This is a genomic window from Rhizobium rhododendri (assembly GCF_007000325.2).
Classification (GTDB): Bacteria; Pseudomonadota; Alphaproteobacteria; order Rhizobiales; family Rhizobiaceae; genus Rhizobium; species Rhizobium rhododendri.
In genome coordinates this window covers 2201316-2216154 of record NZ_CP117267.1, presented here as the reverse complement: position 1 = coordinate 2216154, position 14839 = coordinate 2201316, and the positions used below count along the sequence as shown (strand labels likewise).

Annotated in this window: 18 protein-coding genes; 16 read left to right on the top strand and 2 right to left on the bottom strand. The window is 60.8% G+C overall.

The features are described from left to right. Positions 1–3 precede the first annotated feature (3 nt). From urtD to ureG, 16 genes are all read left to right on the top strand, one after another. Complete coding sequence (urtD, locus tag PR018_RS10840; protein ID WP_111222533.1) at positions 4–759, top strand: urea ABC transporter ATP-binding protein UrtD; 756 nt, start codon at positions 4–6, stop codon at positions 757–759. A gap of 193 nt (positions 760–952) precedes the next feature. Beyond that, positions 953–1648 (top strand): urea ABC transporter ATP-binding subunit UrtE, encoded by a 696-nt coding sequence (gene urtE / locus PR018_RS10835; protein ID WP_142823500.1) that lies wholly within the window; start codon positions 953–955, stop codon positions 1646–1648. A 103-nt stretch (positions 1649–1751) separates the two neighbouring features. Continuing rightward, on the top strand, positions 1752–2573 hold the full coding sequence (locus PR018_RS10830) for an urease accessory protein UreD (RefSeq protein WP_142823499.1): 822 nt from the start codon (positions 1752–1754) through the stop codon (positions 2571–2573). 19 nt (positions 2574–2592) lie between these two features. Continuing rightward, complete coding sequence (locus tag PR018_RS10825) at positions 2593–2895, top strand: urease subunit gamma (protein ID WP_142823498.1); 303 nt, start codon at positions 2593–2595, stop codon at positions 2893–2895. 6 nt (positions 2896–2901) lie between these two features. Beyond that, entirely contained in the window at positions 2902–3156 is a 255-nt protein-coding gene (locus PR018_RS10820) for a DUF1272 domain-containing protein (RefSeq protein ID WP_111222536.1), read from the top strand. A 13-nt stretch (positions 3157–3169) separates the two neighbouring features. Next, positions 3170–3475: an urease subunit beta gene (locus PR018_RS10815; RefSeq protein ID WP_111222537.1), complete on the top strand. Its 306-nt coding sequence runs from the start codon at positions 3170–3172 to the stop codon at positions 3473–3475. A gap of 23 nt (positions 3476–3498) precedes the next feature. Beyond that, entirely contained in the window at positions 3499–3915 is a 417-nt protein-coding gene (locus tag PR018_RS10810) for a lysozyme inhibitor LprI family protein (protein WP_142823497.1), read from the top strand. Positions 3916–4048: 133 nt separating this feature from the next. Then, positions 4049–5761, top strand: a complete 1713-nt coding sequence (ureC, locus tag PR018_RS10805) for an urease subunit alpha (RefSeq protein WP_142823496.1) — start codon at positions 4049–4051, stop codon at positions 5759–5761. Between the two features lie 49 nt (positions 5762–5810). Then, complete coding sequence (locus PR018_RS10800; RefSeq protein WP_153816480.1) at positions 5811–5966, top strand: hypothetical protein; 156 nt, start codon at positions 5811–5813, stop codon at positions 5964–5966. A gap of 302 nt (positions 5967–6268) precedes the next feature. Beyond that, positions 6269–6523 (top strand): hypothetical protein, encoded by a 255-nt coding sequence (locus tag PR018_RS10795; protein ID WP_142823495.1) that lies wholly within the window; start codon positions 6269–6271, stop codon positions 6521–6523. Between the two features lie 33 nt (positions 6524–6556). Further along, a complete protein-coding gene (locus PR018_RS10790; RefSeq protein ID WP_142823494.1) occupies positions 6557–6841 on the top strand; it encodes a hypothetical protein in 285 nt (94 codons plus the stop codon). A 189-nt stretch (positions 6842–7030) separates the two neighbouring features. Then, positions 7031–7570: a peroxiredoxin gene (locus PR018_RS10785; RefSeq protein ID WP_142823622.1), complete on the top strand. Its 540-nt coding sequence runs from the start codon at positions 7031–7033 to the stop codon at positions 7568–7570. Positions 7571–8006: 436 nt separating this feature from the next. Then, on the top strand, positions 8007–8789 hold the full coding sequence (locus PR018_RS10780; protein ID WP_161991112.1) for a GGDEF domain-containing protein: 783 nt from the start codon (positions 8007–8009) through the stop codon (positions 8787–8789). Positions 8790–8836: 47 nt separating this feature from the next. Next, positions 8837–9301, top strand: a complete 465-nt coding sequence (gene ureE, locus PR018_RS10775; protein ID WP_142829254.1) for an urease accessory protein UreE — start codon at positions 8837–8839, stop codon at positions 9299–9301. Between the two features lie 5 nt (positions 9302–9306). Further along, on the top strand, positions 9307–9975 hold the full coding sequence (locus tag PR018_RS10770; RefSeq protein ID WP_142823491.1) for an urease accessory protein UreF: 669 nt from the start codon (positions 9307–9309) through the stop codon (positions 9973–9975). A 109-nt stretch (positions 9976–10084) separates the two neighbouring features. Beyond that, positions 10085–10696: an urease accessory protein UreG gene (gene ureG / locus PR018_RS10765; RefSeq protein ID WP_142823490.1), complete on the top strand. Its 612-nt coding sequence runs from the start codon at positions 10085–10087 to the stop codon at positions 10694–10696. A 3-nt stretch (positions 10697–10699) separates the two neighbouring features. Here ureG and PR018_RS10760 read toward each other — a convergent pair whose 3' ends face one another. Both PR018_RS10760 and PR018_RS10755 read right to left on the bottom strand, forming a co-directional pair. Then, positions 10700–11383: a Crp/Fnr family transcriptional regulator gene (locus tag PR018_RS10760; RefSeq protein ID WP_142823489.1), complete on the bottom strand. Its 684-nt coding sequence runs from the start codon at positions 11381–11383 to the stop codon at positions 10700–10702. A 130-nt stretch (positions 11384–11513) separates the two neighbouring features. Continuing rightward, on the bottom strand, positions 11514–14828 hold the full coding sequence (locus tag PR018_RS10755; protein ID WP_142823488.1) for an efflux RND transporter permease subunit: 3315 nt from the start codon (positions 14826–14828) through the stop codon (positions 11514–11516). Positions 14829–14839: the final 11 nt, after the last annotated feature.

The following is a 14839-nucleotide window of genomic DNA, read 5'->3' as shown; positions in this document are numbered from 1 at the left end:
AGCATGATCACGGACGGCAAACCCACAAGCATGCTCTACCTCAACAACGTGTCTGTCTCCTTCGACGGGTTCAAGGCGCTGAATTCGCTGTCGATGGTCATCGAGCCCGGCGAACTCAGGGCGATCATCGGCCCGAACGGTGCCGGCAAGACGACGATGATGGACATCATCACCGGCAAGACCAAGCCAGACTCAGGCGAGGTGTTCTTCAACGGCGCCGTCGATCTCACCAAGAAGGACGAGGCCGACATCGCATTGCTCGGTATCGGCCGGAAATTCCAGAAGCCGACGGTGTTCGAGAGCCATACGGTCTGGGACAATCTGGAACTGGCACTGAACCGCAGTCGCGGCGTGTTCGCGACGCTGTTCTACAGGATGACCCCGACCGACCGCGCCCGCATCGACGAGATCCTCGATACCGTCCGGCTGCACCATCGGCGCGACGAGCTGGCGGCCAACCTCAGCCATGGCCAGAAGCAGTGGTTGGAAATCGGCATGCTGCTGGCGCAGGAGCCGAAGCTGCTGCTGGTCGACGAGCCGGTGGCCGGGATGACGGACGCGGAAACCGCCGAGACGGCAATCCTGCTGAAGGAAATCGCCAAGACCCGCTCGGTGGTGGTGGTCGAGCACGACATGGGCTTCATCCGCGATCTCGGCGTCAAGGTGACGTGTCTCGCTGAAGGCTCCGTGCTCGCGGAAGGCTCAATCGATTTCGTCAGCAGCGATCCGAAGGTGATCGAGAATTATCTGGGGCGGTGATGAACGGCATGATCCACAGTCTGGGGTGGGCTTACCCCCCTCTGTCAGCTCCGCTGACATCTCCCCCACAAGGGGGGAGATCGTTCTTTTCCCTTTCGGGCCCAGAAGTCTCGGCTGATCTCCCCCCTTGTGGGGGAGATGTCCCGGAGGGACAGAGGGGGGTGCTCGCCCGGAAAACAAAGGAATCCGCACCATGCTGACCGTCGAAAACGCAAATCTCCATTACGGCGCCGCCCAGGCACTCCGCGGCATTTCGATCAAGGCGGAGATGGGCAAGATCACCTGCGTGCTTGGGCGCAACGGCGTCGGCAAGAGTTCGCTGCTGCGGGCTGTCACCGGCCAGCATGCGCTGAGTGCCGGCAGCATCAGCTTCAACGATCATAAGCTCGACGGCCTGGCGCCCTATGCGCGGGCCAAGCAGGGTATCGGCTATGTGCCGCAAGGGCGCGAGATATTCCCGCTGCTGACGGTGAAGGAAAATCTTGAGACCGGCTTTGCGCCGCTGGCGCGCCGCGACCGGACCGTGCCGGACGACATCTTCCAACTGTTTCCGGTACTGAAATCCATGTTGTCGCGGCGGGGCGGCGATCTCTCGGGCGGGCAGCAGCAGCAGTTGGCCATCGGCCGGGCGCTGGTGACGCGGCCGAAGATCCTCGTGCTTGACGAGCCAACGGAAGGTATCCAGCCTTCGATCATCAAGGACATCGGCCGTGCCATCCAGTATCTGCGGGATTCAACTGGGATGGCGATCCTGCTGGTCGAGCAATATCTCGATTTCTGCCGGGAGCTTGCCGACTATGTCTACATCATGGACCGCGGCGAGATCGTTCATGAAGGGTTGGCCGAAACGCTGGATAAGCCGGAAGCCCGACGCCACCTGACGGTCTGATGGAAGCTTCTCAGAAATACGGCGAAACGAAAAAGAGCTTGCATTCAGACGCTTGCGAGGTTGAATGGCGGCTATTGTGTAAGTTTACCGCAAGGATCGCATAATGACGATGATGGCAGCGAGCACCAGGCCGCAAAGGGCCGAGGGACGCGGCCACCTGGCGGCGAAGTGGCTCGACGGACGTACCCGGCTTGCCGAATTCTTCCAGGAAGGCGCTGCCAAGATACGGCTGCCAGACACCTTCGACAGCTCGATGGAAGCCGTCATCATCAACACGGCGGGCGGGCTGACCGGTGGCGATCGCATGGACTGGAGCGTCACGGCGGCGGCGCAGACACGCATCGACGTGACGACGCAGGCCTGCGAGAAGATCTACAAGGCATCCGCCGGTATTGCCGAAATCAGGACGCGGATCGAGGTCGGCGCCCGAGCGCGGGTCGACTGGTTGCCGCAGGAGACGATCCTGTTCGACCGCGCTGCGCTGTCGCGCACGCTCGATGTCGACCTCGACGGGACGGCGGAATTCCTCGCTGTCGAAGCCGTATTGCTGGGCCGCAAGGCGATGGGCGAGGCGATGCTGACCGGACTTTTCCGCGACCGCTGGCGCATTCGCCGCAACGGCAAGCTGATCCATGCCGAGGACTTGCGGTTCGACGGCGATGTCGCGGCCCTGACTGCCGAGCGGGCGGTGCTGGGCGGGCAGGTTGCCTTCGTCACGGTTCTCTACGCAGGCCCTTCGGCGGAGCGCTATCTCTCGACCGTTCGGCCGATGCTGGAGGGGCGCAACGGCGGCGTCAGCCATTGGAACGGCAAGCTGGTGATCCGGCTTGCGGCGGCAGATGGCTTTGCGCTCAGAAAAATCCTCATCCCGATCATTTCGGCCTTGCGCAATGGCGCGCCAGTGCCGAAAGTCTGGAATCTCTAGTTCAAGCGATAGGCAGACGATGAACCTCACTCCGAGAGAAAAAGACAAGCTGTTGATTTCCATGGCGGCGATGGTGGCGCGCCGGCGGCTTGAGCGCGGCGTCAAGCTCAACTATCCCGAGGCTATCGCGCTGATCAGCGACTTCGTCGTCGAGGGCGCACGCGACGGCCGGTCCGTTGCCGACCTGATGTCGGCCGGTGCAAATGTCATCAGCCGCGACCAGGTGATGGAAGGCATTGCCGAGATGATCCACGACGTGCAGGTCGAGGCGACCTTCCCCGACGGCACCAAGCTTGTCACCGTCCACGAACCTATCCGGTAGCCTGTCATGCTCGAGCTCAGGCCCAATTGCGAATGCTGCGATCGCGACCTGCCGGCGGATAGCCGCGAGGCGATGATGTGCAGCTTCGAATGCACCTATTGTGCCGATTGCGCCTCCGGCACGCTTTCCGGCATATGCCCGAACTGCGGTGGTGAGCTGGTCCGTCGTCCGGTACGACCGGCAGCAAAACTTGCGGCCAATCCGGCCTCGACGAAACGTATATTGAAGGCCGGGGGCTGCCCGCCCGCCGAGGCCGCATGAAGAGGAACATCCGATGATCCCCGGTGAAATCATTGCCGCCAGCGGCGATATCGAATTGAACGCCGGCGCCCCGACGATCTCCATCGACGTGTCCAATACCGGCGACCGGCCGGTGCAGGTCGGCAGCCACTATCATTTCGCCGAGACAAACGGCGGGCTCGCCTTCGACCGCGAGCAGGCGAGGGGCATGCGCCTCGACATCCCGGCCGGCACCGCCGTTAGGTTCGAGCCAGGCCAGACCCGCTCTGTGACGCTCATTCCCCTTTCCGGCAAGCGCGAGGTCTACGGTTTTCGCCAGCTGGTCATGGGCAAGCTCTGATCCCGCACCACTGAGGACAGCCGATGCGTTTGAACCTGATGATGGCTGCGGCAGGCATGATGATGGCGGCGGTGCACGGTCTAGCCTTGGCTGACGAAACGCCCGACTGCAGCAAGGCCGAGACGCAAATGGATATGAACATCTGCGCGGAACAGGATTTCGATTCGGCGGATGCCGATCTGAACACGCAATACAAGAAGACCCGGGCGTCCCTGCAGGCAGTCGATGCCGATCTCGAAGGAGAGATGAAGGGCGCTGAGAAGGCACTGCTTGCCGGACAGCGCGGCTGGATCGCCTACCGGGACGGTCAATGCGAGGCGGAGGGCTTCCAGGCGCGCGGCGGATCGATGGAGCCAATGCTCGTATCAAGTTGCAAGGCGACGATGACCCGGCTGCGGACAAAGGAACTGAAGGAAATGGCGGAAGGCTCGGGAAATTGAGCTTCATCGAACGATGCCGCCGGCCCCGCTGGTGTCTCCGGATGGCACGGTAACACATCGACCGACAGCGACGACCTAGACAGGGCATAAGCCAGAGACACGCAACTATCCGAGCTCCAGAGGTAAAAAGACGATGGCCTACAAGATCTCCCGCGCCGCCTATGCCAACATGTTCGGGCCGACCACCGGCGACAAAGTGCGGCTTGCCGACACCGAACTGTTCATCGAGGTCGAAAAGGATTTCACCACCTATGGCGAAGAGGTGAAGTTCGGCGGTGGCAAGGTCATCCGCGACGGCATGGGGCAGAGCCAGGTGACGCGCGCCGACGGTGCCGTCGATACGGTCATCACCAACGCGCTGATCATCGACACCTGGGGCATCGTCAAGGCCGATATCGGCCTCAAGGATGGACGCATCGTGGCCATCGGCAAGGCTGGTAATCCAGATATGCAGCCTGGCGTCAATATCATCGTCGGGCCGGGCACGGAGGCGATTGCCGCCGAAGGCAAGATCATCACCGCCGGCGGCATGGACAGCCACATCCACTTCATCGCGCCGCAGCAGATCGAGGAAGCGTTGATGTCCGGCATCACCTGCATGCTTGGCGGCGGCACCGGCCCGGCGCACGGCACGCTTGCCACGACCTGCACGCCCGGTCCTTGGCACATCGCGCGGATGATCGAGGCTGCCGACGCGTTTCCGATGAACCTTGCCTTTGTCGGCAAGGGCAATGCCTCGCTGCCTGGCGCGCTCGAGGAAATGGTGCTGGGCGGCGCCTGTGCGCTGAAGCTGCACGAAGACTGGGGCACGACGCCCGCGGCCATCGACTGCTGCCTGACGGTTGCAGACGAATACGACGTGCAGGTGATGATCCACACGGACACGCTGAACGAAAGCGGCTTTGTCGAGGATACCATCGGATCGATCAAGGGCCGGACGATCCACGCCTTCCACACCGAGGGTGCGGGCGGCGGGCATGCGCCTGACATCATCAAGATCTGCGGCCAGCCGAACGTCATTCCGTCGTCGACGAACCCGACGCGGCCCTACACCGTCAACACGATTGCCGAGCATCTCGACATGCTGATGGTCTGCCATCATCTCTCGTCGTCAATCCCGGAAGATATCGCCTTTGCCGAGAGCCGTATCCGCAAGGAAACCATTGCGGCTGAAGATATTCTCCACGATATCGGTGCCTTCTCGATCATCTCGTCCGACAGCCAGGCCATGGGCCGCGTCGGCGAGGTAGCAATCCGCACGTGGCAGACGGCCGACAAGATGAAGCGCCAGCGCGGCAGGCTTGCGCAGGAAATCGGCGAAAACGACAATTTCCGCGTCAAGCGCTACATTGCCAAATACACCATCAATCCGGCGATTGCGCAGGGGTTGAGCCATGAGATCGGTTCCATCGAAGTCGGCAAGCGCGCCGACCTCGTCATGTGGCGCCCGGCGTTTTTTGGCGTCAAGCCGGACATGGTCATCATCGGCGGCACGATCGCGGCAGCCCCGATGGGCGATCCGAACGCCTCCATCCCGACGCCGCAGCCGGTGCACTACCGGCCGATGTTCGGCGCCTTCGGCAAGAGCCTGACCAATTCTTCCGTCACCTTCGTGTCGCAGGCGTCGCTCGATGCAGGACTGCAGAACAGGCTAGGCGTGGCGAAGCAACTGGTCGCGGTGCGCAACACACGCGGCGGCATCTCCAAGGCGTCGATGGTCCATAACGACCTGACGCCGCATATCGAGGTCGATCCGGAAACCTACGAGGTGCGGGCGGACGGCGAGCTTCTCACCTGCGAGCCGGCAACAGTTTTGCCGATGGCGCAGCGCTACTTCCTGTTCTAGGCTAGATATAAATATGCCCGCCAGCATCGCAAATGGATGCTGGCGGGCCATGTCTTTCAACGAAAGCGTATACCGGCTATCAGCCGAGGCTGTCTCCGAACATAGATGGATGCACGGCGTTCTTCGCCAGCAGTTCGGCACGTCGACGGCGTCTGCCAACGACGTTCGCACGACAGATTGCGCGCCTGACTATCTTGGCGCTTAAAAGAGTTTTGATATTGAGCATGTGATTTGCGTGTACTTTTATTCCGAGGAGGCCGCGTGTACGCCGCGCGGAGCGTTGTCACAATACCTTCATATTTCACTGCAGCCATGCAAAATGCGTGGGTTGACGATTGCAAACCTCAGCGGGTCCGGGTGAACAGCGCAATAACGACGCGAATTGCGCCTGCTTCGTTAAGTATTTCCGCATGCTCCTGGCTGTCTGTCGCTTAAGTCGCCCCTTGCGGGAACTTATGGGGCGTTCAACCATTTCGCCAGCAACACACCAACCCTGGCGAGTTCACCATGAAAACTTTTCCGAAAACGACCGTCATCATCCTGGGGCTTCTGGCGGCTGTAACCACCGTTGGCGTATACGGGGCCTCCGCCGGCGGTAGCGTTGCGCTGGAGCGGCCTAAGACAGTTCAGGCCGACACTAGCGTTTCCGGCAAAGAAGACCGTCCTGGCAGGGTGGTGCGTATCGTCGGTCCGCAGTTCTTCCCCGATAATGGCGATATCAAGCTGCACGGCGCGGGCGGCAAATCCAATCGCCGACAATAGTACCCGGAACTGCCGGCCAAGAGAGGCGAAGTCATGACGCTGTCGATGAGGGACGGATTCCCGCCCTTTCTGTCCGATGAAAACGGCCATATCTCGGCCTGCGACGAGAGTCAGAACTGGCTGGTAATCGTCACCCGCGAGGCGCTCGAGGATGTCGCCGAGCCAGCGGATGCGTCCCTTTTGAGGCTGCTCGAATATCATTCACTGTTTCTCGAGGTCGCAGCCTTCAAGCTGGAGCATGGTCGCGCCGGCGACGAGGACACGATCTGGATCCAGACGGACGATCTGAGGGAATGGCAGTCTCTCCAGACCTCCTGATGCCGTCACAGCCTGTCCATTGACAAGGACGCCATGCGCTTCCCGCATGACTGTCATGCGAGCCTGTGGATGCCCATTTTTATGCTGCACTGCCGCAATTTCTTCGCTACGGAGGGGTATTCAATCGGGCCGGCAGATTTTCTCCCAAGACTTGCTGCTGACCCATCCTTCGAAGGAGAGATGATTATGATGATCGGGAAAAAAGTACCCTCCGTCACCTTCCGCACCCGCGTTCGCGATGAATCTGTCGGTGGCTCGAACCCCTTCCGGTGGCAGGACGTGACATCTGCCGACTATTTCGCCGGCAAGCGCGTCATCGTGTTTTCCCTGCCGGGCGCATTCACGCCGACCTGCTCGACCTTCCAGCTTCCTGATTTCGAAAAGCTGTACGGCGAGTTCAAGGCCGCGGGCATCGACGATATCTACTGCATCTCGGTCAACGACGCTTTCGTCATGAATGCCTGGGGCAAGTCGCAGAACCTCGTCAACATCAAGCTCATTCCGGACGGTTCCGGCGAGTTTACCCGCAAGATGGGCATGCTCGTCTGCAAGGACAATGTCGGCTTCGGCATGCGCTCCTGGCGCTACGCTGCCGTTATCAATGACGGCGTCGTCGAGCAGTGGTTTGAAGAAGAGGGCTACTCGGATAACGCCGAGAACGATCCCTATGGCATTTCTTCGCCGCAGAACATCCTGGAGAACCTCAAGTCGCTTCAGGTTGCTGCCTAACAAAAAATATCCTGTCTTGATTGAGCCCCGACTTCGGGGCTCAATTCGTTTACCAGGGATATTGTAGCGGTAAATACTTTGCGTGGTTTTGAGGCGATTGCGTGCCGTAGCGAGACATTATTCCGGCATGGATTTGGCGGCACGCAACCTTTGGCAATTATTGCGTTTCTGTCTAAATTAGAACATTATAATCAAATGCTTATGGTTTGTTCGCTGAGCGTTCACAACTTACCGGTAGGCCGCATTCTATCGATTTCCTTAACACTCTGTAATGAGAAGGGCGGCTATCCCAAATGCGGGTGTTGCGGGAGTGGGGAGGGCGGTTTGCATGTCTAGATGGATACCGCTACAGGTCGAGCTCGGTAACTTTCATCAACGCCGGACGATCTATATCTTCGCCTTAAAGGCGAGTTTTCTATCGGTTCTCCTCTCGCTCATGGTGGTCGTGACGGCCTTGCCGGTGATGTCGTGGCTCGGCATTTTGCGGCTGCCGCTAGCGGACTGCATCCGGCTTGGCATCATGCTCTCCTGGCTGATCGGGGGAACGGTGTCCGCCATTCTCGCGGTCCTGACAGGCTACTCCATCCACGAAATTTCGGTTTCGCGTGCCGAGTTCGAACGTTTGAGCCGCACCGACACGCTTTCTGGACTATTCAACCGTCGCGCCTTTGCCGAATCCATGGCGGGCGCGGATAAAGATGCATCGCTGGTCATCTTCGATGTGGACCGCTTCAAGTCGGTCAACGACCGCTATGGTCACGCCGCCGGTGATGCCGTTATCGTTGCGATCTCCGGAGTGTTGTCGAAAATTTTCAGCGAGCAGGCCGTGGTCGGTCGTCTCGGGGGCGAGGAGTTCGGTGTTCTGCTATCCGGAGGCAGTGCCGAAGATCGTATTGCGCGGATCGAAGCTGCGAAGGTCACAGTCTGCAACACCAGTATTTTGATCGATTGTGGCGCGATCTCCGTCACGATCTCGGCGGGTATTGCCGACTTCACCCCGGTGCGCAGTCCGGAGGCTGTCTATGCGGCTGCTGACAACGCGCTTTATCTCGCGAAGGCGCTGGGCCGAAACCGGGTTGTACATGAAAACGAAAGGCCCCACACCGTCGCGCACTGTTCCAGTTTGCTCGATCCCGACATGACATATATGACCGCAATGCCTCGGCCCGGGTTTGGCGCCTGGGAAACCAAACGTCGCGTTCGCATTCCTGTTGCATAGACGATGACTATTTTGCATGGTCACGCTTCACAGAAACGGAACCTTCCATGCAACGCATCACCTCCTATCTTCCGGCTGGCACCCCATCTTCCCATCCGATCGAAAAGGTCGTCCTGCCGCATGATCTTCGCCATCTTCGCCGCAAGCTTCTGCATCTGGAGAACGGCGACATGGTCATGCTCGACCTCAAGGAAGCGGTTCTGCTGGCCCACGGCGATCTTCTGGTGCGCGAGGACGGTGAACTCATCGAGATCGTCGCTGCGCCGGAGAAGCTGTTCGAGATCAAGCCGCGCAACCGGTTGCATCTGATCGAGCTCGCCTGGCACCTCGGCAACAGGCATCTACCGGCACAAATCGAGGAAGATCGTATCCTCATCCTGCGCGATCACGTCATTCGATCGATGCTCGAAGGCCTGGGTGCCGATGTGGCCGACGTCACCGAGCCTTTTCAGCCGGCGCGAGGCGCCTACCATTCGCATGGTCACGACCACGGCCATCCAACACACGACTGACCGTCATGGGTGACGTCAGTCAAACAACTGCCCTGCTGCGTCTGATGGCCTGGCTGTCGCCGGCCTTCCCGATTGGTTCGTTTGCCTATTCGCAAGGCCTCGAAAGAGCGGTGCATGACGGGCTGGTGACCAATGCCCGGGATCTCGATTCATGGTTGTCCTCGGTCCTTACCCATGGCGCTGTCTGGAACGATGCGGTGTTGATGGCCGAGGCGCATACTTCGGCATCTGATCCCCAGCCGCTTGCTGCCTGCGCCGAACTCGCAGAAGCTTTGGCCGGTTCGCGGGAGCGGCATCAGGAAACAATGCTACTGGGGGACGCTTTCCTGGCGGCTGCCGGCGCATGGCCGCAGATGCCGGTGTCTGTTCCTGAAAAGCTTGCCTATCCCGTTGCCGTCGGCGCGGTTGCCGCAGCCCATGGGGTCGGGGCACGCGACGCTATCGCGGCTTACCTGCATGCCTTCGTGTCGCAGGGCGTCTCGGCGTCCATTCGGCTCAGTGTATGTGGCCAGAGGGACGGCGTCGGGGTGCTTGCCGGGCTTGAAACCCTGGTTTCGACTACCGCCGCCAAAGCAGCGTCTTCCACCCTGGACGATCTGGGTTCGGCCGCTGTCCAGGCCGACATCGTGGCTCTCAGGCACGAGACGCAACGGGTGAGGCTGTTCCGCTCGTGATCGCCGCTCTGCCACTCTCATCCCGGTGGGGCGGGGTGCGGATACGTCATTTGCCTCTATCCGCCGCTGTCGCGTTTCACTATCCTTATGTTTTATCGGAGTTCGAACCATGAAATCCAGAAACGGTCCCCTGCGCGTCGGTATCGGCGGTCCTGTTGGCTCCGGCAAGACGGCGCTGACGGAGAAGCTGTGCAAGGCATTGCGCGACGAGTATTCCGTCGCCGTCGTCACCAACGACATCTACACGACTGAAGATGCCGAGGCACTGGTACGGATGCAGGCGTTGCCGTCCTATCGTATCGTCGGCGTGGAGACCGGCGGTTGTCCGCACACCGCCATCCGCGAGGATGCAACCATCAACCTGCAGGCGATAGCCGGGCTGAATGCGCGGATTCCGGATCTCGATATCGTCTTCATCGAATCCGGTGGCGATAACCTCGCCGCAACGTTCTCTCCGGATCTTGCCGACATCACCATCTATGTGATCTCGGTCTGCCAGGGCGAGGAAATCCCGCGCAAGGGCGGGCCCGGCATCACGAAATCGGACATGCTGGTCATCAACAAGAAGGACCTTGCGCCGCATGTCGGTGCCGATCTCGAGGTCATGGACCGTGACGCAACCCGCATGCGGGCCGATCTGCCCTTCGTGTTCTCCGACATGAAGCGCGGCGACGGCGTTGGCACGATCGTCGATTTCCTCAAGCTCCACGGCGGGCTTTGAAGCTCAGACGTTTCTAAGCGCTTCCGGGTCCTTGATCTCGATCAGGCGGCCGTGGACTGTGACGCCGGAGCTCCTAAGGGTCGAGAACGCCCGCGACAGGGCTTCCGGCGCCAGGCCCAGTTTTCCTGCCAGCAGGCTTTTGGGGAAGGGTAGGCGGAGCTGGGCGGCTTCGCCGCTGCCGGCGCAGGCATTCAGCAAATAGTTGGCGACCCTCTGCGGGGCCGTCTGCAGCCGGTCATTGGCGATGCAATCTATGCTGTCTAGAAAGTGGCTCGATATGACGCTCACCATCGCCTTGTCGATCGCGCAATAACGCTCCGCAAGACGCCGCACGGAGTGCGTCTCGAACCGGCAGAGGAGCGTCGTGTCCGTCGCCTGGGCATTGTAGCGGTATCCGCCCTCTGCATAGAGTACGCACTCTGCAAAGGTGTCTCCGGGGCCGCAAAGGCGGATATCCGCTTCCCTGCCGTCCCTGTTCAGGCGGTAGAGGCGAACATAGCCGCTCAGCACGCAGTAGAAGAATTCCGACGGCTCATTTTGGCGGAAGATAATATCGCGCGCTTCGCAGTGGACGGCGGAGGCGCTCTCGACCAGCTTGTCAGAGGCTTCTCCGATCAGCGAACTGATAAACGGCATTGTCCGGAGAAGCGACTTCTCACGCTCGCCCATCGGCAGCAGACTGCTCATGCACGAAGCCCTCCAAAAATATAATGTTCATCATAGCCACCCGAGGCTTTCACCAACTTGACCTGGATCAAGGATGCCCCCGTCGGCCAGCCATCGCAGCGCTTTCGTACCCGCCTGTCACTATCGCACATTATTCAGCGGCGTGAGGCGGCAAGTTGAGGATATTCCGTTTATCGTCGCCCGCCCGGTGGGAAGGATCCTTCTGCTCCAGCCGCTCGAAGCGCCGCTCCAGATCCGTGAGTTCCGCCCGGTTCGCCGCCATCGCAGCTGCGAGGCTTTCCTGGGTAACGACGACGTCGTCGGCATCCCTGCGCCCGACCAGACGTCCGAAGAGCCAGCCGAGCAGACGCGACAAGTCGTCCATGATGAGGAAGAAGGACGGCACGACAATCAGGCTCAGCACGGTTGAGACGATGATGCCGCCGATGACGGCAATTGCCATCGGCGCGCGGAACGAGCCGCCTTCGCCGACGCCCAATGCGGAGGGCAGCATACCGGCCGACATGGCAATCGAAGTCATGATGATCGGCCGCGCGCGCTTGCGTCCGGCTTCTACCATGGCTTCGACGCGCGGCATGCCCTTGTGCATCATCTCGATGGCGAAATCGACTAGCAGGATGGCGTTCTTGGTCACGATGCCCATCAGCATGAGGATGCCGATCAGCACCGGCATGGACAGCGGGTTGTGGGTGACGATTAGCGCTGCTGCGACGCCGCCGATGGCAAGCGGCAGCGAGAACAGGATGGTAAAGGGCTGGATGACATCCTTGAACAGCAGGATCAGCACCGACAGCACCAGCAGCAGCCCTAGCAGCATGGCATTGATGAAGCCCTGCTGCATTTCGTTCTGTACCTTGGCGTCGCCGCTTTCAGCCAGGTGGACGCTTGCCGGAATATTCGCCCCGGCGACGATCTGGCGGAAACGGTCGGATGCACTGTTCAGCGCGACTCCCTGCGGCAGGTCGGCGCCGATGGAGACGACGCGGTAACGGTTGTTGCGCTTGATCGAGCTCAGGCCTTCGGAATAGTCGATGTCGGCCACCGTCGATAGCGGCACCGTGCCGCCGGTTGCCGTCTGGATCCTGAGTGCGCGGATGGCGGCGAGATCGCGCCGCATGTCGAGAGATGCCTGAACGCGGATCGGGATCTGGCGGTCGTCGAGCGAGATCTTCGCAAGCAACGAATCGCTGTCGCCGATGGTAGCCACCCGCAAGGTGTCGGATATCGCCTGCGGCGTGATGCCGAGCCGGGCAGCCTCGTCCTTGCGCGGATGGATCTGCAGTTCCGGACGCGGCAAGGCGCCATCCGGGCTGACATTTGCCAGCAGCGGATCGGCTCGCAGCTTCGATTCCAGCGTCGCGATGGCGCCGTTGAGATCGGTTGAGCTACGCGACAGGAAGTTGAACGACAGGTCGCGCTCGCCGCGGTCGTTCAGCTTGGTGATCCGGACATCGGGGATATCGCGCAACTTGGCGAAGACTTCCTTCTCGATATCCCATTGCGGCCGAATGCGACCCTTCGGGGTTACCTTCGGCAAATGCGGGCCGACGATGGGGATGGAGCCGAGGACGTCGTTGACGAGCCTCGTTACGAGCGATTGGTCGCGCTTGAAAAGCCCGAGGGTCACGGTCGCGCGGCGCAATTCCAGGTCGCCCTTCGGAGACGCTCCTCCGAGCACGAAGACGCTTTCGACGCCGGCGATGTCCTTGACCCGCTTGTAGACGGCGTCGGTCGCTTTGTCGGTGTCGTCGAGGCGGGCATTTGGCGGCAGTTCGACGGAGAGCACGATCCGCGAAGCATCGTCAGGCGGCAGGAAGCTGCCCGGCACCTGGAAGAGAAAATAGACGGACCCGATCAGGAAGGCGATGGCCGCCAGCAGCGTCGTGTAACGCCAGCGCGTGGTAACCCGGATCATCCGCGTGTAGCCGCGCATCATGCGCCCGTCATTGTCGTGATGATCGTCCATGCCGTCTTCGGCACTCATCAGGTAGGCTGCCATCATCGGCGTGATGAGCCGGGCGACCAGTAGCGAGAAGAACACCGAGAAGGCGACGGTGAGGCCGAACTGGATGAAATACTGGCCGGGTATGCCCGGCATGAAGGAGACGGGCACGAACACGGCGATGATGGTGAAGGTGGTGGCGATGACCGCCAAGCCGATTTCATCCGCAGCCTCGATGGCCGCGCGGTACGGCGTCTTGCCCATCTTGATGTGGCGGGCGATATTTTCGATCTCTACGATGGCGTCGTCGACGAGGATGCCGGTCGCCAGCGTCAGGGCGAGGAAGCTCACCAGATTGAGCGAGAAGCCCATCAGGTCCATGATCCAGAAGGTGGGAATGGCCGACAGGGGGAGGGCGATGGCCGAGATCAGCGTGGCGCGCCAGTTCTTCAGGAACAGGAACACGACAATGACGGCGAGCAGCGCGCCTTCCATCAGTGTGTCGATGGCCGCCTCGTAGTTGCCATAGGTGAAGTAGACCGAATCGTCGATCAGTTCGATGCTGACGTTCGGGTTTTCCGTCCTGACCTTCGCGAGGCTTTCGGACACAGTCTTTGCGACGCTGACTTCGCTGGCGCCCTTGGCGCGGAAGACGCCGAAGGTGACCACCGGATTGTTGTTGAAGCGCGAGAAGGATTTCGGCTCCTCATAGGTATCCTTGATCGCGCCGAGATCGGAAAGCTTCACGAAGCGCCCGTTGGACAGCGCAATCGTGGTGTCGGCAAGCTGGGCCACGTCGCGGGCATCGCCGAGCACGCGGATTGCCTGCTCGCTGCCGGCCACCTGGCCACGGCCTGAGCCGAGATCGATGTTGGTGCCGCGCAGTTGCTGGTTGACGCTGAGCGCGGTGATGCCATGGGCGTTCAGCTTGTCGGGATCGAGCTCGATGCGCACCTCGCGGTTCGCACCGCCGTACCGGTCGACGCGGCCGATGCCCTTCTGGCCCTGAAGCGAACGCTTGACGGTGTCGTCGACGAACCACGAGAGTTCCTCGAGCGTCATATTGGGAGAGGAGACCGCAAAGGTCTGGATCGCCTGGCCTTCGACATCGACCTTGGATACGATCGGTTCGTCCACGTTGCCCGGCAGGTTGCCGCGGATACGGTCGACGGCGTCCTTGGTGTCCTGGACGGCCTGCTGCGTCGGCACTTCAAGGCGGAAGACCACCACAGTCTGCGATACGCCGTCATTGATCGTCGACTGGATTTCGTCGATGCCGTTGATGCTGGCGACGGCGTCCTCGATCTCCTTGGTCACCTGCATTTCCAGTTCCGCCGGAGAGGCGCCGTTCTGGGTTACGGTGATGTTGACGACGGGAACGTCGATGTTCGGAAAACGGGTGATCGGCAGCTTGTTGAAAGCTTGCACGCCGACAAACAGCAGCAGCACAAAAGCCAGCAGCGGTGCGACGGGATTGCGGATGGACCAGGCGGAGAAATTCATCTGAGCCCCGT